Below are 18,654 nucleotides of genomic sequence, written 5' to 3'. Positions count from 1 at the left end.
CCTGGCGGGACAACCCGGCAACAACGTGGTCCTATACAACCCGGAGACTGACAGGCAAAAGGACAAATCATGCAGAGTGTGGGCATTCTGGGCGTGGGCGAACTGACTGAAAAAGTCGTTCGAGGCCTGCGTCGCAGTGGTTTCGAGGGAGCCATTTATCTTTCCCCTCGCAACGAGGAACGCGCGACTCGCCTGGTGGACGAATGCCAGTGCAGGTTCGCCACGAGTAATCAGGCAGTGGTCGACAGCGCCGAATGGCTGTTATTGGGCGTGCGACCCGAGGTCCTGCCGAGTCTGGCACGCGAGGTCACCCTGAAACCCGGCCAGCAACTGGTTTCGCTGGCCGCCGGTGTCGATCTGGCAGCTCTCGCCGATTATTTTCCGCAGGCACATTGCACACGGGCCATGCTGTCCTACGCCTCGCAGATCAATCAGTCCACGGTGGTGGTCTGTCCGCCGCACGCGAATTCCGAACGTCTCCTCGGGCCACTGGGCAATCTGGTGGTGCTGGAACAGGAAGCGGATTTCGAGCTGGCTACCGTCGCGGCCTGCATGAACGGCTGGTTCTATTTCCTGCTGCACGATCTGCAACAGTGGCTGACCGACAAGGGCCTGCCTGCCGACAAGGCTCGCGAACTGGTGTTGGGCAACCTGCAGGATTGCCTGGCCAGCGCCCGGAATCAGCCAGAACAGAAACTGAATGAACTGGGCCAGCAGATCGCAACCCCCGGAACCTTCACCGCCAGCGGACTCGACGTACTCAACCACCAGCACTCCAGCGAAGCATGGAGCGCAGCCAGCCAGGTTGTGCTGGACGCGCTGCTGAGCAACAAGCCTCGCTAAGCCCGAACAAATGAAGGACAGGAAAAAGCATGCACCCGGACAAGTCACGGGGGCACGCGAAGGGAAAAAACGCACAAACAAAAACGCCGCTCAATGAGCGGCGTTTTCGTGAATATGGAGCGGGAAACGAGACTCGAACTCGCGACCCCGACCTTGGCAAGGTCGTGCTCTACCAACTGAGCTATTCCCGCAATGGCGTCCCCTAGGGGACTCGAACCCCTGTTACCGCCGTGAAAGGGCGGTGTCCTAGGCCACTAGACGAAGGGGACACGCTACCCGGAACACATGGTGTGTGTTCCAGTGTCCAGAGCCGCATCCGAAGACTTGGTTCTGGTTTCACTCAACCCCGCTCGAAAGCAGAATTGTATAAAACTGGAGCGGGAAACGAGACTCGAACTCGCGACCCCGACCTTGGCAAGGTCGTGCTCTACCAACTGAGCTATTCCCGCAATATGGCGTCCCCTAGGGGACTCGAACCCCTGTTACCGCCGTGAAAGGGCGGTGTCCTAGGCCACTAGACGAAGGGGACACACGTACAACATTCACTACTTATTGCGCTTCGCTGTGTGCTTTACGCTGTAAGTGGCGCGCATTCTATGGATGGTTTGACAGGTCGTCAACCCCCTTCTGAAAATTTATTTAAATCAACGACTTCGCCCTCTTTAAGGAGAAGACCGTTGGCCGGAAACCTGTTGCCTTGATAGAACATTAAGTTGCAATGTCCGACAGGGGCATCTATGCGCAATAGTGCTTAGCCACTACACTCGCACAATATTTACCGGAAAAATGAGGTTTGCGCAGTGACACCACTCATGATCACGCTGATGGTAGTAGCTGGTATCGCGCTGCTTATAGCGATTGGCTACCTGAACCATGTCGCTGAAAACAGCAAACTGGACAAGGCTCGTGCGAAGGTAGAACTCAGCGACCGCATGCGGCGCTGCGGGGAAATCACCGAAACCTTCCCGGGCCAACTGATGTCGCCGGCCCTCAAGCTGTTGCTGACCCGCCTTGAGCTTAATGTGGTGCAGCGCATGCTGGCGCTGGAAAAGGGCAACGCCCAGCTCAAGACCCGTCAGACCGAACTGGAAGAACTGATCGCACAGGGCGACCGCATCCCGGTCAGCAACCCGGTCAGCCCGATCCAGACCGAGGCCAAGGCCAAGGACATCCGCTTTCTATTGGAAGCACTCCACGGCCAGGTTACCCGTGCAGCCCATGACGGTTTCCTGCCGACCAGCGAAGCCAAGCACTGGATTCGCGAAATCCGCGTGATCCTGGTGAACCTGCATATCGAGTTCTTCAACAACCTCGGCCAGCTTGCGCTGTCCCAGGAGCAGCCAGGTCAGGCACGCCTGGCCTTCGAGCGCGGCGTACAGTACCTGCGTAACCAGCCGGATCCTGTGACCTATCAACAGCAGTTGCAGGCCATGGAAAAACAACTGGCCCGCGCCAACTCGATGGTGTTGACCAACACTGCGCCAAGCGCTGATGACGACAACGCCCTGACCGAAGGCCTCAAGGCTGACGAAGTCGAATCGGAATGGAAGAAGAAGGTTATCTACGACTGATAACCGCATCGCCGTTGCGCTGCTCTGCGCAACGGCGGACTGGCCAGCCACTCAACAGTCGGTGGATGCCAGAAAGATAGCCGCCAGACGCTCGATCCCCGCCTGATCCCCTTCCTTGAAGCGCCCTACCAGCGGACTGTCCAGGTCCAGCACGCCAATCAACACGCCCTCCTTGATCAACGGTATGACCAGCTCGCTGTTCGAGGCGCTGTCGCAGGCAATGTGCCCGGCGAATGTATGGACGTCTTCCACCCGCTGGGTCTGCCGGCTTTGCGCTGCCGCACCACAAACACCACGCCCGAACGGAATACGCACACAGGCGACCTGGCCCTGGAATGGCCCAAGCACCAGCTCTTCATTGCGATTGAGATAGAAGCCCGCCCAGTTCAAATCGCTAATCTGGGTGTATAGAAACGCGGAAAACTGCGCGACATTGGCGATGAAATCACGTTCATCGGCCAGCAACGCCTGTAACTGTGCGGCGAGCAGGTCATAACCTTCCTGGCCCGCGCCAATATTCTGCAAATCGATCATGCCTCTTGCTCCAACAATTTCAGGCCTACCCAATAACGGGCAAACTGGTAGGCGCAACGCCCATTACGATTACCCCGTCCGGTCGCCCAACGCACGGCAGCCTTGTCCAGCTCTTCGTCACGCTGCCAGGCCAGACCGGCCTTCTGTGCCAACTGGGTAATCCAGTGCTCCACCACATTCAGGAAGTGCTCCTGGGTGAAGGGATAGAAAGACAGCCACAGGCCGAAGCGATCCGACAACGCGATCTTGTCCTCGACGGCCTCGCTGGGATGCAGTTCACCATCGACATGCTGCCAGTTGGCATTGTCACTCTCTTTCTCCGGCACCAGATGGCGGCGGTTGGAGGTCGCGTAGAGAAGCACGTTGTCCGGCGCCTGCTCCAGCGAGCCATCGAGCACGCTCTTGAGTACCCGATAGTCACCCTCGCCCGACTCGAAAGACAGGTCATCGCAAAACAGCACGAAGCGCTGTGGCAGTTTCTGCAGTTGCTCGACCAGACGCGGCAGGTCGCCCAGATGATCGCGTTCGATCTCGATCAGGCGCAGACCGTTGCAGGCGTATTCGGCCAGCAGGGCACGGATCAACGAAGACTTGCCAGTCCCGCGTGAGCCCCACAGCAACGCATGGTTGGCCGGCAGGCCATCGATGAACTGGCGGGTGTTGCGACCCAACTGGTCACGCTGCAGATCGACGCCGATCAGGTCGGACAGACGCATGTCGAGACTGACTTCAAGAGGCAGCAGATAACCGTTGCGCCCTTCGCGCACCCAGCGCGCCGCCAGGCTCGCGGACCAGTCGACCGGCTCACGCACGGCAGGCAACAAGGGTTCCAGGCGCGCCAGCACGGCATCGGCGCGCTCCAGAAAAGCCATCAACCGAATATCCAAAGAACCTCCTTATATTTAACTGATTAATGACAATGCATGATCGGCTATGCTTGCCCCGCACCGAGTACCAGAAGCGACGGAACTCCATGGATATATCGTTCACCAACAGGCTGTCGTTCAAGCAGGCCCGGATGGCCGTATTGATCGGTTTCATTCTGGGAACCCTGCTCAGCCTGCTGCAGATTGCCCTCGATTATGCCAGCGAAGATGCCTCCATCGATCGTGAAATTGGCTCATTGATGGAAATCAGCCACAACCCGGCATCACGCATGGCTTACAACATCGATGCCGAACTGGCCCAGGAATTGACCCTGGGCCTGCTGCATTCGCCTGCCGTGGTCAGTGCCAGACTGACCGATAACAACAATATGGTGCTTTCCAGCGTCGAACGGCCCATGGCGACCGGGCGCTATCGGGTGCTCAGTGACTGGCTGTTCGGCGAAAGCCGGCATTTCGAGGAAGTCCTGCACCTGGACCATATGCCGAGCGAGGTAATCGGCACCCTCAGCCTGACCGTCGACACCTTCGCCTTCGGCAGTCACTTCCTGCAGCGGGCCGAAATCACCCTGCTCAACGGTTTCGTGCGTAGCCTGGTGCTGGCCGGCATTCTGACCATGCTGTTTTACGCGACGCTGACCAAACCGCTGGTCAACCTGATTCGCGACCTGAGCCGACATGATCCGCGCAGCCCGATCCAGAAAAAGATGGCCTGCCCTCCCGGCCATGAGAACGATGAAATCGGCGTGCTGGTCAAGACCTTCAACCGGCATATCGAAACCATGAGCACCGAGTTCGCCCGGCGCCGCGAGGCCGAGGACCGGCTGACCAATCACCTCAACGAACTGGAAAATATCGTTTCGGCGCGCACCAACGAACTCAAGGCCAGCAACATTCGCCTCAGCCAGTCCAACGAAGAACTGCAGATTGCCCGCAGCACCGCGCTGGACATGGCACACGCCCGCTCGGCCTTCCTGGCGCACATGAGTCATGAAATCCGCACGCCCCTCAATGGCTTGCTGGGAATGCTCGCCCTCTCACTGGACGGCCCGCTGAGCGCCGAACAACGCCAGCAACTGATGATTGCCCACGATTCTGGCAAGGTGCTGGTAGAACTGCTCAACGATATTCTCGACATGTCCAAGTTCAATGCCGGGCATCTGGAGATCGAGCGCATTCCTTTCGATCTGGGCATGCTGATCGAAGATACCGCCAACCTGCTCTCGCAGAACGCCGCCCCCAGCGTAGAGCTGACCTGCCTGATCGCCCCGGACTTCCCGCCTCTGGTGATGGGCGACCCGACACGGGTCAGGCAGATCGTCAGCAACCTGCTTTCCAACGCGCTCAAGTTCACCCGTTTCGGCCGGGTGGATGTCCGCCTGTCCTGCGCCCTGGACGCCGAGACGCGGGAGAACCGGGTTCGGATCGAAGTGCGCGACACCGGCATCGGTATTGCCAAGGAAGCCCAGGAACGCATCTTCCAGCCCTTCGCCCAGGCCGAGACGGCCATTACCCGACAATTTGGTGGCACCGGCCTGGGACTGTCGCTGACTCGCAGCCTGTGTGAAGCCATGAGCGGCCAGTTGAGCATCCAGTCCCAGGTGGGCTTCGGCAGCCTGTTTTGCGTCGAACTGCCATTGCCGATTCATCTGGAAGCCGTCGCACCACCGGCTCTCAAGGGCCGTGTGACCGTGATCAGCATGGCCGGCAGTGGACTGGTGGAACTGCTGGGCACTCTTCTGCCCGCCTGGGGAGTCGACTTCAAGCGCCGCGGCACCGATGATCAAACCTGCGACATGACGCTCGACCCGCATACCGATCTTGTGATTACCGACTGCCCGGAATGCCTGTTCGCGATACGTCCGTCGACCCAGGTTCCCATTCTGCTGGTCACTGCCTATGGCAACTTCATGCCTGTCGAACAGGTCAGCGCCCTGGCCCCCTTGCAGCAGCAGGCACGCCCGCTGGCCCGCAATGCGCTCTACAACACGTTGCGACGCGCGTTGCATATGGAGGAGTCAGGCGTTCACACAAGCTCTCCCGACGAACTGGCAACGTTGCGACCGGCGCGCATCCTGCTGGTGGAGGACAACCCGGTCAATCAGCTGGTCGCCAAGGGCATGCTCAGCAAACTGGGCTGCGAAGTCACAGTCAGCGGCCATGGCGCCGAGGCCATCGAGCAACTGGAGCACAGCGATTTCGATCTGATTCTGATGGACTGCAACATGCCGGTCATGGACGGCTACGAAGCCAGTCGCCAGATCCGCAGCAGCGGGCGCTGGCCAGACCTGCCGATCGTGGCCCTGACCGCCAATGCCATGCCCGAGGAGCGTGAACGCTGCCGGGCTGCGGGCATGAACGACTATCTGGCCAAGCCGTTTCGCCGAGCGGAGCTGGTCAGCATGCTGGACCAGTGGATTGCGCTCGAACAGGACAGCCGCTCTACTTGAGCAGCGCTTCAATCTCGCCGGTCAACTCCTCGGGCTTGGTCAGCGGAGCAAAGCGCTTGACCAGCCGGCCTTCGCCGTCGACCAGGAACTTGGTGAAGTTCCACTTGATGCGCTCCGAGCCCAGCAGCCCCGGTGCCCGCTTCTTCAACTGCACGAACAGCGGATGGGCATGGCTGCCATTGACGTCGATTTTCTTGAACAACGGGAAGCTGACCCCGTAATTCAGCTCGCAGAACTCGGAGATGGCACCTTCATTACCGGGTTCCTGCTTGCCGAACTGGTTGCAGGGAAAGCCCAGTATCACCAGCCCGCGATCCTTGTACTGCTGCCACAGCGTCTCAAGCCCCTTGTACTGCGGAGTGAAGCCGCACTTGCTCGCCGTATTGACCACCAGCACCGCTTTGCCAGCGAAATCGGCCAGGGTCTTCTGCTCACCCTTGATCGTGGTGCAAGGAATGCTCAACAGGTTTTCGCTCATGACGATGCCTCACAAAAAATGAATATTGAAGTTAGCCTGCAATCGAATGGCACGCGCATTCAATTTCTTCTGTTGATACACGCCGATAAGCCAGGCAACGAGCCGCAATCACGCCCGTGGCACCAGGTCCAGGCACACCGAGTTGATGCAATAGCGCAGTCCGGTCGGTGGCGGACCATCGGGAAACACATGCCCGAGGTGGGCATCGCATCGGGCACACACCACCTCGGTGCGAATCATCCCGTGGCTGATGTCGCGCACTTCGACCACTGCACTGCCTTCTATCGGCGCATAAAAGCTGGGCCAGCCGCAGCCGGAATCGAACTTGGTCGTCGAATCGAACAGCGCTTCGTTACAGCACACACAATGGTAGACCCCTTCGGTCCTGGTACTGTTGTACCTGCCCGTAAAGGGCCGTTCGGTCGCTTTCAGGCGACAGACGTTGTACTGCTCTGGATCGAGCATTTGCTTCCACTCTTCGAGCGTCTTGTGCAACTTGTCCACAGGTACACCTCCCAATCCGAAAAAGCCCGATCTGTGTCTTTTCCACGGATCGGGTGGCACGTATGATTGCGCCTCATCAGATGTCAGTCTGTCACCCGCGTTTGTCGCATACAAACCCATTTTCATCGGGTCATGTCCTGCGACCTTCGTTGCAAGCCAGCAACAGCTCGTCCATTTTCGGGATCAATCACCATGCAGTTCAGCAAATCGAACAAGCTCGCAAACGTCTGCTATGACATTCGCGGGCCCGTGCTCAAGCACGCCAAACGTCTGGAAGAGGAAGGCCATCGCATCCTCAAGCTGAATATCGGCAACCCGGCACCGTTTGGTTTCGAGGCGCCGGACGAAATCCTCCAGGACGTGATCCGCAATCTGCCGACCGCTCAGGGCTACAGCGACTCCAAGGGCCTGTTCAGTGCCCGCAAGGCCGTGATGCAGTACTACCAGCAGAAGCAGGTCGAAGGCATCGGCATCGAGGACATCTACCTGGGCAACGGCGTTTCCGAGCTGATCGTGATGTCGATGCAGGCATTGCTCAACAATGGCGACGAAGTACTGATTCCAGCTCCGGATTATCCACTGTGGACCGCCGCCGTCAGTCTGGCGGGTGGCAATCCGGTGCATTACCTGTGCGACGAGCAGGCCAACTGGTGGCCCGACCTGCAGGACATCAAGGCCAAGATCACCCCCAACACCAAGGCCATGGTGATCATCAACCCGAACAACCCGACCGGCGCCGTGTACTCGAAGGAAGTGTTGCTGGGCATGCTGGAACTGGCTCGCCAGCACAACCTGGTGGTGTTCTCGGACGAGATCTACGACAAGATCCTCTACGACGAAGCCGTGCACATCAGCACCGCCTCGCTGGCCCCCGACCTGCTGTGCCTGACCTTCAACGGCCTGTCCAAGTCTTATCGCGTCGCTGGCTTCCGTTCTGGCTGGGTGGCAATTTCCGGGCCCAAGCACAATGCCCAGAGCTACATCGAAGGCATCGACATCCTGGCCAACATGCGCCTGTGTGCCAACGTACCGAGCCAGCACGCCATCCAGACGGCGCTGGGCGGCTACCAGAGCATCAATGACCTGGTTCTGCCGCAGGGACGCCTGCTGGAGCAGCGTAACCGCACCTGGGAGCTGCTCAACGACATTCCCGGCGTAAGCTGCGTCAAACCCATGGGCGCGCTGTATGCCTTCCCGCGCATCGACCCGAAGATCTGCCCGATCCACAACGACGAGAAATTCGTCCTGGACCTGCTGCTCTCGGAAAAACTGCTGGTCGTGCAAGGCACCGCCTTCAACTGGCCATGGCCTGACCACTTCCGCGTGGTGACGCTGCCACGAGTCGACGACCTGGAACAGGCCATCGGCCGCATCGGCAACTTCGTCAAAGGTTACAAGCAGTAAGCCTGATTGACCTGCCTGCCCCGGGCCCGACTCGGGGCAGTTGTTGCAAGACCTTCCCGCCTCTTCCGCCCTTCGATTTATCCGCGAAACGCCCGCTGCCTTGGCTCAGGTGCCGTTCAGGTTGGCAGGATTAACATCGAATACGACAAAACGACACAGTTTGAAATAGTCCCTCTGTTGAATAGCAGCGGGCATCACCTTATATACCCGGCATCACGTTGCAATTTATTCCCGAGGAGAACGTTTCGACCATGATGCGCATTTTGCTGTTTTTGGCCACTAACCTTGCGGTCGTGCTGATTGCCAGCATTACCTTGAGCCTTTTTGGCTTCAATGGGTTCATGGCGGCCAATGGGGTTGATCTCAACCTCAATCAGCTGCTGGTTTTCTGCGCTGTGTTCGGTTTCGCCGGCTCGCTGTTCTCGCTGCTCATCTCCAAATGGTCGGCGAAAATGAGCACAGGCACACAGATCATTACCCAGCCGCGCACTCGCCATGAGCAATGGTTGCTGCAAACCGTAGAGCAACTGTCCAGAGAAGCCGGTATCAAAATGCCGGAAGTCGGTATTTTCCCGGCCTACGAGGCTAACGCCTTCGCCACCGGCTGGAACAAGAACGACGCGCTGGTTGCAGTCAGCCAGGGTTTGCTGGAGCGCTTTTCGCCCGATGAAGTCAAGGCCGTGCTGGCCCACGAGATCGGCCACGTAGCCAATGGCGACATGGTGACGCTGGCGCTGGTCCAGGGTGTGGTGAACACCTTTGTGATGTTCTTTGCGAGAATCATCGGCAACTTCGTCGACAAGGTGATCTTCAAGACGGAAAACGGCCAGGGTATCGCCTACTACATCACCACGATCTTTGCCGAACTGGTACTGGGCTTCCTGGCCAGCGCCATCGTCATGTGGTTCTCGCGCAAACGCGAATACCGGGCTGACGAAGCCGGTGCACGACTGGCAGGCACCACCGCCATGATTGGCGCGCTGCAACGCCTGCGCTCCGAACAGGGCGTACCGGTCAACATGCCGAGCACCATAAGCGCATTCGGCATCAATGGTGGTCTCAAGCACGGTCTGGCAGGCCTGTTCATGAGCCACCCGCCGCTGGAAGAACGTATCGAGGCGCTGCGTCGTCGCGGTTGATCCTGCGAACGGCAAAACAGAAAGGGCGACGAAAGTCGCCCTTTTTCATGTCCGTAACAAAAGGCAGACCTGTTCACCGGGGCTGCGCCGCTTTGACACTCCGGCATTGATCCTCCAATAATTTCGATCAGAACACCTAAGAACTTATATTAGATTCAGATCAATGATCTCCCTGAAGATAGGCACATCCCACCCACTCAGGACTCTCCCATGTTTCCCAGCCTGTTTATCTCCCATGGTTCCCCCATGCTGGCCCTTGAGCCCGGCGAAAGCGGCCCGGCACTGGCACGCCTGGCGGCCGGGATGCCCAAGCCGAGGGCAATCGTGATTGTTTCAGCACACTGGGAAAGCAACGAACTGATCGTCAATGGCAACCCGCAACCGGAAACCTGGCATGACTTCGGCGGCTTTCCACCCGCGCTGTTCGCCGTGCAATACCCCGCCAAGGGCTTGCCGACACTGAGCGAGGAAGTGGTCGCAATGCTGGCTGCAAGCGACCTGCCGGCGCGGATGGACAGCAGACGCCCCTTTGACCATGGCGTCTGGGTGCCGCTGTCGTTGATGTATCCGCAGGCCGATATCCCGGTGGTACAGGTTTCGCTGCCCAGCCGCCACGGCCCGGCCTTGCAGACCCGTGTCGGCAAGGCACTGGCGAGCCTGCGCGAACAAGGCGTGCTGCTTATCGGTTCCGGTAGCATCACCCATAACCTGCGCGAACTGGACTGGCAGGCCGGGCCTGAAAGCATCGAGCCCTGGGCCAGGGAGTTTCGTGACTGGATGATTGAAAAGCTGGCGGACAACGACGAGCCCGCTCTTCATGACTACCGCACACTCGCACCCCACGCGGTACGCAGCCATCCGAGCGATGAGCACTTGCTACCGCTTTACTTCTCCCGAGGGGCTGGCGGGCAGTTCAGCATTGCCTATCAGGGCTTCACCATGGGCGCGCTGGGCATGGACATTTACCGGTTTGGCTGAATCCGGAACAAAAAAATCCCCGAACCAGTCGGGGATTTTTTCATCAGACGATCAACTCAAGAGCTGATCAGTCTTCGCGATAGCGACGCAGCTTCAACTGCTTGCCAGCAACGCGGGTGTCCTTGAGCTTGGTCAGCAGACGCTCAAGACCATCTTCCGGCAGCTCGACCAGGCTGAAGCTGTCACGAACCTGGATACGGCCGATTGCTTCGCGGGCCAGGCCGCCTTCGTTGAGGATGGCACCCAGCAGGTTCTTGGCAGCGATGCCATCACGCGCACCCAGCGCGGTACGGCAGCGAGCACGGCCTTCGGCCAGTGGCAGCGGAGCACGACGCTCGCGCTCTGGACGATCACCACTACGTTCACTGCGCTCGCCACGATCACGCGGTGCGTTGTTTGGAACCAGTGGACGCTCACGCTCGATGGCAGACAGAGTCAGCGCCTGACCGTTGGTGGCCTTGCGCAGCAGGGCTGCGGCCAGGGCACGCGGCGTGCAACCGATGTCGGCAGTCAGACGATCCAGCAGATCACCATGGCTCGCTTCCGCATCAGCTACCAGCGGCGCCAGGCTGTTGGTCAGTTTCTTGATGCGGGCATCCAGGACAGCCTGGGAATCCGGCAGGCGAACTTCCACGACCTTCTGGCCAGTCACACGCTCGATCACTTGCAGCATGCGGCGCTCACGTGGAGTTACCAGCAGCAGGGCACGGCCTTCGCGACCGGCACGACCGGTACGGCCGATACGGTGAACGTAGGACTCCGGATCGTAAGGCATGTCGACGTTGAACACGTGAGTGATACGCGGAACGTCGAGACCACGGGCAGCAACGTCGGTCGCTACAACGATGTCCAGACGGCCATCCTTGAGGGAGTCGATGACGCGCTCACGCTGGTTCTGGGCGATATCGCCGTTCAGTGCAGCAGCCTTGTAGCCTTTGGCTTCCAGGGCGCTGGCCAGATCCAGGGTCGCTTGCTTGGTGCGTACGAACATGATCAGGGCGTCGAAATCCTCGACTTCCAGCAGGCTCAATACAGCAGAGGTCTTCTGGTCGGCGTGAACCAGCAGGTGAGCCTGCTCGATCGCGGTAACGGTCTGGGTCTTGGTCTGGATCTTGACGTGCTTCGGATCGCGCAGGTGGCGTTCGGCGATGGCACGGATCGACTGTGGCAGGGTCGCCGAGAACAGTACGGTCTGACGGCTTTCAGGCATGGCCTTGAAGATGACTTCCAGGTCGTCCATGAAGCCCAGCTTGAGCATTTCGTCCGCTTCGTCGAGAACCAGGTGGTTCACGGTAGTCAGGACTTTTTCGTCACGACGCAGGTGGTCGCACAGACGACCAGGCGTGGCGACAACGATCTGTGCGCCGTTGCGGATGGCCTTGAGCTGCGGGCCCATCGGCGCGCCGCCGTAGACGGCAACGACGTTCACGCCCGGCATCTGCTTGGCGTAGGTTTCAAAAGCGGTGGCCACTTGCAGGGCCAGCTCGCGGGTGGGCGCCAGGATCAGGGCCTGGGGCTCACGCTTGCTCGGGTCGATACGGCTCAGGATAGGCAGGGCGAACGCGGCGGTTTTACCGGTACCGGTCTGCGCCTGGCCGATCATGTCGTGGCCGGCAAGGATAATAGGGATGGACTGCTGCTGAATGGCCGACGGCTCTTCGTAGCCAGTCGCGATGACGGCTGCAACAATACTTGGATGAAGGTCGAGAGCGGCGAAGCCGCCGATTTCCTGGGTCATGGGTCTGCCTCTGGTGCATCCGCAAAGACCCATGCTTCAAAGCTGCGCGTGCCGTGTACGACCTTGAGGTCACCCTGGCTGCTTTGTCGGCGGGGATTTGCGAAAACGTTTGATGAATGGATCGTCAAGGATAGTCCGCAAAGCGGACAAGCTATCGAAGCGGACTTCGGGAAACTGCAACTTGACGAGGGCCTCTTAAGGCCGGCGCGCACTATACCGGAATTGCGGCTGAAAGTGAGGCTTTTTTTACAAAATATTGGCGGTTGGAACGTATTCTGCAGCCATCTCGCAATTCGCCAAACCGGCCTGCATGCCTTGAAGGCCCGCGATTGCGGGCGCGGCCGGTTAAACGTTTCACTCATTCATTCATATGAATGCGATTTTGCCGCGCAAAGTGCGGCGAAATGTCTCACTTCGACTGGCCATCGCACACCTCAGGTCGCGGAACGAATGTCCTTGATCAGCGGCAGCAACGAATAACCCAACTGTGGCGCCAGGGCCTCGGCGCGCCGGATCAGGGCTTCCGAATCCAGGGTCTGCTCCAGGTCGGCTGGCACGATGAGGATGACATTGCCCTCCTTCACCGGCAGCTCCCAGTAATGGCGGTGATAAAGCCCGCGCAGCAACGCCGCACCCAATGGCTTGCCATCATCGGTGGCCCACTGATTGATGATCAGCCAGCCACCCGGATTGAGGCGTTGCTGGCAGTTGTGAAGAAACTTCCAGGCCAGATGCCCGGCGCCCGGGCCGACATCGGTATAGAGGTCGACAAAGATCAGATCGGCCGGCTCGGCGCTGTCGAGCAGTTCGAGCGCATCGCCGATACGTATATAGAGCCGCGGATCGTCATCCAGCCCCATGTACTCGATTGCCAGGCGCGGCACATCCGGGCGTAGTTCGATGACTTCCACGTCGTCCAGCGGCAGGAACTTCATGCATGCCTGAGTGAGGGTTCCTGCTCCCAGGCCGAGGAACAGTGCGCTCTCGGGAGCTTCATGACACAAGGCGCCGATCAGCATCGCGCGGGTATAGTCATACTCCAGCCAACTGGGGTCGGCGGTGAAGGTGCAACTCTGTTCGATGGCATCGCCAAATTCGAGGAAGCGGTAGTCATCCACCTCCAGCACGCGAATCATTCCGAAGTCATCATGGACTTCGGCAAGAATCCGTTCCTGGCGTTCACGCTCTTCAGTCATCACCTCTCCCGGTGGCAGTCGCGCCGCGCGCAAAGGGCGAATTGTCAGCCAAGCGAAGGCATTTGTCACAACTATCGAGCCCACAGCGGCTTCCGGTCATCCTGCACGCGCTGGCAGCCCGACAGCGAGCTGTTAACATGCCGCTTCGATTGCATCCTCACAAGAGCCAATAATGAGCCAACCCTGGAGCCCCGACAGCTGGCGGGCATTACCTATCCAGCAACAACCCCGATACCCTGATGCTGCGCACCTCTGCGAGGTCGAACAACGCCTGGCCAGCTACCCGCCGCTGGTGTTCGCCGGAGAAGCCCGTGACCTGCGTCGCCAGTTTGCCGAAGTTTCCCAGGGCCGTGCGTTCCTGCTACAAGGCGGAGACTGCGCCGAGAGCTTCATGGAGTTTTCCGCCGCAAAGATTCGCGACACCTTCAAAGTGCTGTTGCAGATGGCGGTCGTTATGACCTTTGCCGCTGGCTGCCCGGTGGTCAAGGTCGGTCGCATGGCCGGACAATTCGCCAAGCCTCGCTCGGCCAACGACGAAACCATCGATGGCGTGACGCTGCCGGCCTATCGTGGCGATATCGTCAACGCCATCGGCTTCGACGAGAAGAGCCGGGTACCGGATCCCGAGCGCCTGCTGCAGGCGTATCACCAGTCCACCGCGACCCTGAACCTGCTGCGCGCTTTCGCCCAGGGCGGCTTTGCCGATCTGCATCAGGTCCATCAATGGAATCTGGACTTCATTGCCAACTCGGCACTGGCGCAGAAGTACAGCCAACTGGCCGATCGCATCGACGAAACCCTCGCGTTCATGCGCGCCTGCGGCATGGACAGCTCGCCACAATTGCGCGAAACCAGTTTCTTCACGGCTCACGAAGCCCTGCTGCTGAACTACGAAGAAGCCTTTGTTCGCCGCGACAGCCTGACCAACGACTTCTACGATTGCTCGGCGCACATGCTGTGGATCGGCGACCGCACCCGGCAACTGGATGGCGCCCATGTCGAATTCCTGCGCGGGGTGCACAACCCGATCGGGGTCAAGGTCGGCCCGTGCATGGATCCCGACGACCTGATTCGTCTGATCGACGTGCTCAACCCGGACAATGACCCGGGTCGCCTGAACCTGATCGCCCGGATGGGCGCCAGCAAGGTAGGCGATCACTTGCCGCAATTGATCCGTACCGTGGAACGCGAAGGCCGAAAGGTGCTGTGGAGTTCCGACCCGATGCATGGCAATACCATCAAGGCCAGCAGCGGCTACAAGACCCGCGACTTCGCGCAGATCCTTGGGGAAGTGAAACAGTTCTTCCAGGTTCACCAGGCCGAAGGCACTTATGCGGGCGGCATCCATATCGAAATGACAGGCCAGAACGTCACCGAATGCATCGGCGGCGCACGCCCGATCACCGAAGATGGCCTGTCGGACCGCTACCACACCCATTGCGACCCGCGAATGAATGCCGATCAGTCGCTGGAACTGGCCTTTCTGATTGCCGAAACCTTGAAGCAAGTGAAACGCTGAAACACGCTGCAGGAGGCCCCGCAGTGTTCCTGACACTGCGGGGCCTCCTACGGTTTGTGCGCCAGCAAGCGTGCAGCACTGTCTCGCCGGCAATCAATCCTGACCTCGGCCAACCCCAGCCAGTCAGCCAGCTGGCGCAGGTTGCGGGCCAGTGCCTGCATGCCCTCCTCGTCCAGCCCGGGCGCCTCCTCATGCACGGCATGCACCGCCAGACAACCTGCCGCCCGCTCGGCGCGCAGGTCGACGCGCGCTGCAATGCGTTCGTTATGCAGGAACGGCAAGACGTAATAGCCATATACGCGCTTGTGCTGTGGTGTGTAGATTTCCAGCCGATAGCGGAAATCGAACAGAAGCTCGGTGCGCGCCCGCTCCCAGATCAGGGAGTCGAACGGCGACAACAAGGCACTGGCCGACACCTTGCGTGGCGCCGGCAGGTCCGCCGGGCAGAACGCCGCCTGTTTCCAGCCTGCGACCCGAAGCGTTTGCAATTCGCCGGCCTCGACCAGTTCGGCCAGGGCCAGACGGCTGGGCAGCGGGTCCTGCCGGAAATAATCGCGCAGGTCCTTTTCGGTAGCGACGCCCAGCGCCCTGGCCGCATGCAACAACAGACCACGCTGCGCCTCGGCCTCATGGATTTCAGGCTGATCGAGCACCGCCCCCGGCAGCACGCGCTCCGGCAAATCATACAAGCGCTCGAAACCACGACGCCCCGCCACCGTGACTTCGCCAGCCGCGAACAACCATTCCAGCGCAAGCTTCTCCGCACTCCAGTCCCACCAGGGACCTGCGCGCTCCTGCCGACTGCCGAGACTGCCAGCACCCAACGCGCCCCGCTCATGCACCGCCTGCAGAACTCTCTGGATCACCGGTTGCTGTTCCAGGCCAAAGCGGGCCAGTTGCTTATAGATTCCTTCGCCTTGAGCCGCCCGGCGCATCCGCCAGCGCAGCAGCGGATAAAGCTCGAGGGGTAACAGAGAAGCCTCGTGCCCCCAGTATTCAAACAGCGTGCGATGCCGCCCCTGGCTCCAGGCAGCCTGTTCCAGCAACGTCGGCGAATAATTGCCGAGCCGTGAATACAGCGGCAGGTAGTGGGAACGCACCAGCGCGTTGACCGAATCGATCTGCAGCACGCCCAGGCGACGGATCAATTGCGTGACATGGCTGGCCTTGATGATGCCTGGCGGCTGGCGCCCAGTGAACCCCTGGGCAGCCAGTGCCAGACGACGAGCTTGTTTGAGGGACAGTTCTGCAGACATTCGAGACTCCCGGCCAGACCCGCAACGCTAGCCGATTATGCAGGGTCTGTCAGTGCCTAAAGGCTCAGACCTTGAACATCAGGATCACGGCGCAGAGCAACAGGAAGAGGCAGAACAGATAGCGCAACAGCCGCTCTGGCATCGAATGCGCCAGCCTCACTCCCCAACTGACGCTGGCCAGACCACCAATCGCCAGGGGAATACCCATGGACCAGTTGACGTGATCATGCAGCGCATAGGTGAACAGGGTAATCGCCGTGCTCGGCACCGCCAGTGTCAAGGCAAGTCCCTGCGCAACAACCTGCGTGGCGCCGAATACGCTGGTCAGAATCGGCGTAGCGACTATTCCGCCGCCCACGCCGAACAATCCTCCGGTCACACCGGAACCCACGCCCAGCAGCCACAGCCAGTTGACGTGATTCAACTGCGCACTGGCCTGTCGCTTGCGCCAGAACATCTGTGCGAGGTTGAAGACCGTCATCAGAATCAGGAAAACCACAAATCCGATACGTATGTGTTCGGCATCGGCCCTGACTGCCAGCAATGAAGTCAGCCAGGCCAGACAGAAACCGGGAATGATGAGCATCAACGCATTACGCAACAGCACACGGTTGCGCTGGTTATAGCGCCACAAGGCCAGCAATACATTGGGCAGCACCATCAGTAATGCAGTGCCCTGCGCCAATTGCTGATCGAGGCCGAACAGCACGCCCAACACCGGAATCGCCACCAGCCCGCCACCGATTCCGAACAATCCCCCAAGGGTGCCCATTACGCCACCCAGCAACACGAACATCACAACGTCAATCACACTGCGCTCCCAGTCAGCCCATGGCGGTGAATGCTACGCAGTCTTGAGGCACAGGCATACGCTCAACGCTGGATAATCGCTCATCATTGCGTGCATGTGCCGCTGGCAGTTCGTTTGTGCCCCATGATCGACCGGATTTATCTGGCACATTAAAGGTCACAGCACTAAATTAGACCCTTTTACAGCTTACGAGGACCGCCCATGAATGCCGAAGACCGTCTTGATTCCGATGCTTCTGCCGATTGCGACTCGCTGCTGCTCGATAACCAACTGTGCTTTGCCCTGTATTCCACCTCGCTGATGATGACCAAGGTCTACAAGCCATTGCTCCAGGCGCTGGGTCTGACCTATCCGCAATACCTGGCGATGATGGTGCTATGGGAAAAGGACGGCTTGACTGTCGGCGAGGTCAGCACCCGTCTGCTGACCGATCCCGGTTCCCTGACGCCGCTGCTCAAGCGCCTGGAAGCCGAAGGGTTCATCAATCGCAACCGCAGCAAGGAAGACGAGCGCGTAGTCCTGCTGCATCTGACGGAACAAGGCCGTGCCCTGCAGCAAAAAGCCAGAGACGTTCCCGGCTGTATCCTCTCCTCCAGCGGCCTGACGCTGGATAAATTGCGCGTGCTGCAGAGTGCGTTACTGGATCTGCGCACCCACCTGCATGAAAGCCTCTGAGCTGATCGCAAGCCTTTCCACCCCCTCAAGCCCTGTACCGACGAACGGTAAAAATCTATTCAAGTCTTTGTTTTTTATTGATTTAAATCTGTAGTCCGATAGAGAAATCGCCTTTCTGGCGCTGGAATGAAACCTGGATTCGCAAAATTAACTTGCGCACTAAATATCAGCACTATAAATTTACAGCCAATTAGTTAGCACGCAAAATTATTGCGAACAATCAAACCAACCTGCGAGGCAATGCCATGAACACTCTCTATACCGCTGTTGCAACTGCTACCGGTGGCCGTGATGGTCGCGCTGTTTCCAGCGACAAGATCCTCGACGTCAAACTGGCGACCCCTAAAGAACTCGGCGGTGCCGGCGGCGAAGCCACCAACCCTGAGCAATTGTTCGCTGCCGGTTACTCGGCCTGCTTCATCGGCGCCCTGAAATTCGTCGCTGGCCAGAGCAAGCGCAGCATTCCGGCAGATGCCTCGATCACTGCCCATGTCGGTATCGGTCAGATTCCCGGCGGTTTCGGTCTGGACATCGACCTGCACATCAGCCTGCCGGGTCTTGAACAGGCGGACGCGCAACAACTGGTCGATGCCGCTCACCAGGTTTGCCCGTACTCCAACGCTACCCGCGGCAATGTCGATGTACGCCTGCACGTAACCGTCTAAACCCGCCCA

At 59.4% G+C, this 18,654-nt stretch carries 17 protein-coding genes and 4 tRNA genes; 9 read left to right on the top strand and 12 right to left on the bottom strand.

Going from position 1 to position 18,654, the window contains the following annotated elements:
• Nucleotides 1–69 precede the first annotated feature (69 nt).
• Complete coding sequence (locus ALQ04_RS14505; RefSeq protein ID WP_122316442.1) at nt 70–843, top strand: NAD(P)-binding domain-containing protein; 774 nt, start codon at nt 70–72, stop codon at nt 841–843.
• Nucleotides 844–958: 115 nt separating this feature from the next.
• Here ALQ04_RS14505 and ALQ04_RS14500 read toward each other — a convergent pair.
• From ALQ04_RS14500 to ALQ04_RS14485, 4 genes are all read right to left on the bottom strand, one after another.
• Nucleotides 959–1,034, bottom strand: a tRNA-Gly gene (locus ALQ04_RS14500).
• A 2-nt stretch (nt 1,035–1,036) separates the two neighbouring features.
• Nucleotides 1,037–1,112, bottom strand: a tRNA-Glu gene (locus tag ALQ04_RS14495).
• Between the two features lie 104 nt (nt 1,113–1,216).
• Nucleotides 1,217–1,292 (bottom strand) — tRNA-Gly (locus ALQ04_RS14490).
• 4 nt (nt 1,293–1,296) lie between these two features.
• Nucleotides 1,297–1,372: transfer RNA gene (locus tag ALQ04_RS14485), tRNA-Glu, on the bottom strand.
• Nucleotides 1,373–1,655: 283 nt separating this feature from the next.
• Between ALQ04_RS14485 and ALQ04_RS14480 the strand changes: the two genes are divergently transcribed.
• A complete protein-coding gene (locus tag ALQ04_RS14480; protein WP_122316441.1) occupies nt 1,656–2,414 on the top strand; it encodes a hypothetical protein in 759 nt (252 codons plus the stop codon).
• Nucleotides 2,415–2,465: 51 nt separating this feature from the next.
• Here ALQ04_RS14480 and ALQ04_RS14475 read toward each other — a convergent pair whose 3' ends face one another.
• Entirely contained in the window at nt 2,466–2,948 is a 483-nt protein-coding gene (locus ALQ04_RS14475) for a GAF domain-containing protein (RefSeq protein WP_122316440.1), read from the bottom strand.
• A complete protein-coding gene (locus ALQ04_RS14470) occupies nt 2,945–3,835 on the bottom strand; it encodes an ATP-binding protein (RefSeq protein ID WP_122316439.1) in 891 nt (296 codons plus the stop codon). The genes ALQ04_RS14475 and ALQ04_RS14470 overlap by 4 nt, the downstream gene beginning before the upstream one ends.
• Nucleotides 3,836–3,921: 86 nt before the next feature.
• Here ALQ04_RS14470 and ALQ04_RS14465 point away from each other — a divergent pair, with 86 nt between their 5' ends.
• Complete coding sequence (locus ALQ04_RS14465) at nt 3,922–6,282, top strand: response regulator (RefSeq protein ID WP_122316438.1); 2,361 nt, start codon at nt 3,922–3,924, stop codon at nt 6,280–6,282.
• Here ALQ04_RS14465 and ALQ04_RS14460 read toward each other — a convergent pair.
• Nucleotides 6,275–6,760, bottom strand: a complete 486-nt coding sequence (locus ALQ04_RS14460; protein WP_122316437.1) for a glutathione peroxidase — start codon at nt 6,758–6,760, stop codon at nt 6,275–6,277. The two genes, ALQ04_RS14465 and ALQ04_RS14460, sit on opposite strands and share 8 nt — an antisense overlap.
• 108 nt (nt 6,761–6,868) lie before the next feature.
• Entirely contained in the window at nt 6,869–7,264 is a 396-nt protein-coding gene (gene msrB / locus ALQ04_RS14455; RefSeq protein WP_122316436.1) for a peptide-methionine (R)-S-oxide reductase MsrB, read from the bottom strand.
• A 192-nt stretch (nt 7,265–7,456) separates the two neighbouring features.
• On the opposite strand from msrB, the gene ALQ04_RS14450 reads away from it, so the two are divergent.
• The 3 genes from ALQ04_RS14450 (at nt 7,457) to ALQ04_RS14440 (ending at nt 10,785) form a co-directional block, all read left to right on the top strand.
• On the top strand, nt 7,457–8,668 hold the full coding sequence (locus tag ALQ04_RS14450) for a pyridoxal phosphate-dependent aminotransferase (protein WP_122316435.1): 1,212 nt from the start codon (nt 7,457–7,459) through the stop codon (nt 8,666–8,668).
• A gap of 251 nt (nt 8,669–8,919) precedes the next feature.
• Nucleotides 8,920–9,807, top strand: coding sequence for a protease HtpX (gene htpX / locus ALQ04_RS14445; RefSeq protein WP_122316434.1), 888 nt, complete (start codon nt 8,920–8,922; stop codon nt 9,805–9,807).
• Between the two features lie 210 nt (nt 9,808–10,017).
• Nucleotides 10,018–10,785, top strand: coding sequence for a class III extradiol ring-cleavage dioxygenase (locus ALQ04_RS14440; protein ID WP_122316433.1), 768 nt, complete (start codon nt 10,018–10,020; stop codon nt 10,783–10,785).
• Nucleotides 10,786–10,852: 67 nt separating this feature from the next.
• Here the strand turns inward: ALQ04_RS14440 and ALQ04_RS14435 are convergent, their stop codons facing one another.
• Both ALQ04_RS14435 and ALQ04_RS14425 read right to left on the bottom strand, forming a co-directional pair.
• Nucleotides 10,853–12,556: a DEAD/DEAH box helicase gene (locus ALQ04_RS14435; protein WP_183142177.1), complete on the bottom strand. Its 1,704-nt coding sequence runs from the start codon at nt 12,554–12,556 to the stop codon at nt 10,853–10,855.
• 401 nt (nt 12,557–12,957) lie between these two features.
• Nucleotides 12,958–13,719: a spermidine synthase gene (locus tag ALQ04_RS14425; protein WP_122316431.1), complete on the bottom strand. Its 762-nt coding sequence runs from the start codon at nt 13,717–13,719 to the stop codon at nt 12,958–12,960.
• A 172-nt stretch (nt 13,720–13,891) separates the two neighbouring features.
• Here ALQ04_RS14425 and ALQ04_RS14420 point away from each other — a divergent pair, with 172 nt between their 5' ends.
• Entirely contained in the window at nt 13,892–15,238 is a 1,347-nt protein-coding gene (locus tag ALQ04_RS14420; protein ID WP_122316430.1) for a class II 3-deoxy-7-phosphoheptulonate synthase, read from the top strand.
• A gap of 47 nt (nt 15,239–15,285) precedes the next feature.
• Here the strand turns inward: ALQ04_RS14420 and ALQ04_RS14415 are convergent, their stop codons facing one another.
• Nucleotides 15,286–16,494, bottom strand: coding sequence for a winged helix-turn-helix domain-containing protein (locus ALQ04_RS14415; RefSeq protein ID WP_122316429.1), 1,209 nt, complete (start codon nt 16,492–16,494; stop codon nt 15,286–15,288).
• A gap of 64 nt (nt 16,495–16,558) precedes the next feature.
• Nucleotides 16,559–17,305 (bottom strand): sulfite exporter TauE/SafE family protein, encoded by a 747-nt coding sequence (locus tag ALQ04_RS14410; RefSeq protein ID WP_183142176.1) that lies wholly within the window; start codon nt 17,303–17,305, stop codon nt 16,559–16,561.
• A 201-nt stretch (nt 17,306–17,506) separates the two neighbouring features.
• Here ALQ04_RS14410 and ALQ04_RS14405 point away from each other — a divergent pair, with 201 nt between their 5' ends.
• Nucleotides 17,507–17,980, top strand: coding sequence for a MarR family winged helix-turn-helix transcriptional regulator (locus ALQ04_RS14405; protein ID WP_122316427.1), 474 nt, complete (start codon nt 17,507–17,509; stop codon nt 17,978–17,980).
• 245 nt (nt 17,981–18,225) lie between these two features.
• Nucleotides 18,226–18,645, top strand: a complete 420-nt coding sequence (locus ALQ04_RS14400; RefSeq protein WP_025261270.1) for an organic hydroperoxide resistance protein — start codon at nt 18,226–18,228, stop codon at nt 18,643–18,645.
• Nucleotides 18,646–18,654: the final 9 nt, after the last annotated feature.

It is taken from the genome of Pseudomonas cichorii (assembly GCF_003700275.1).
Classification (GTDB): Bacteria; Pseudomonadota; Gammaproteobacteria; order Pseudomonadales; family Pseudomonadaceae; genus Aquipseudomonas; species Aquipseudomonas cichorii_B.
Note: the sequence above shows the minus strand (reverse complement) of the source record. Positions and strands in the feature narration are given on the sequence as shown.

Coding starts and splice junctions, on each gene's coding strand:
- ALQ04_RS14505 (WP_122316442.1), top strand. CDS start 70: ATGCAGAGTGTGGGCATTCTGGGCGTGGGCGAACTGACTGAAAAAGTC.
- ALQ04_RS14480 (WP_122316441.1), top strand. CDS start 1,656: ATGATCACGCTGATGGTAGTAGCTGGTATCGCGCTGCTTATAGCGATT.
- ALQ04_RS14475 (WP_122316440.1), bottom strand. CDS start 2,948: ATGATCGATTTGCAGAATATTGGCGCGGGCCAGGAAGGTTATGACCTG.
- ALQ04_RS14465 (WP_122316438.1), top strand. CDS start 3,922: ATGGATATATCGTTCACCAACAGGCTGTCGTTCAAGCAGGCCCGGATG.
- ALQ04_RS14460 (WP_122316437.1), bottom strand. CDS start 6,760: ATGAGCGAAAACCTGTTGAGCATTCCTTGCACCACGATCAAGGGTGAG.
- ALQ04_RS14450 (WP_122316435.1), top strand. CDS start 7,457: ATGCAGTTCAGCAAATCGAACAAGCTCGCAAACGTCTGCTATGACATT.
- htpX (WP_122316434.1), top strand. CDS start 8,920: ATGATGCGCATTTTGCTGTTTTTGGCCACTAACCTTGCGGTCGTGCTG.
- ALQ04_RS14440 (WP_122316433.1), top strand. CDS start 10,018: ATGTTTCCCAGCCTGTTTATCTCCCATGGTTCCCCCATGCTGGCCCTT.
- ALQ04_RS14435 (WP_183142177.1), bottom strand. CDS start 12,556: ATGGGTCTTTGCGGATGCACCAGAGGCAGACCCATGACCCAGGAAATC.
- ALQ04_RS14425 (WP_122316431.1), bottom strand. CDS start 13,719: ATGACTGAAGAGCGTGAACGCCAGGAACGGATTCTTGCCGAAGTCCAT.
- ALQ04_RS14420 (WP_122316430.1), top strand. CDS start 13,892: ATGAGCCAACCCTGGAGCCCCGACAGCTGGCGGGCATTACCTATCCAG.
- ALQ04_RS14415 (WP_122316429.1), bottom strand. CDS start 16,494: ATGTCTGCAGAACTGTCCCTCAAACAAGCTCGTCGTCTGGCACTGGCT.
- ALQ04_RS14405 (WP_122316427.1), top strand. CDS start 17,507: ATGAATGCCGAAGACCGTCTTGATTCCGATGCTTCTGCCGATTGCGAC.
- ALQ04_RS14400 (WP_025261270.1), top strand. CDS start 18,226: ATGAACACTCTCTATACCGCTGTTGCAACTGCTACCGGTGGCCGTGAT.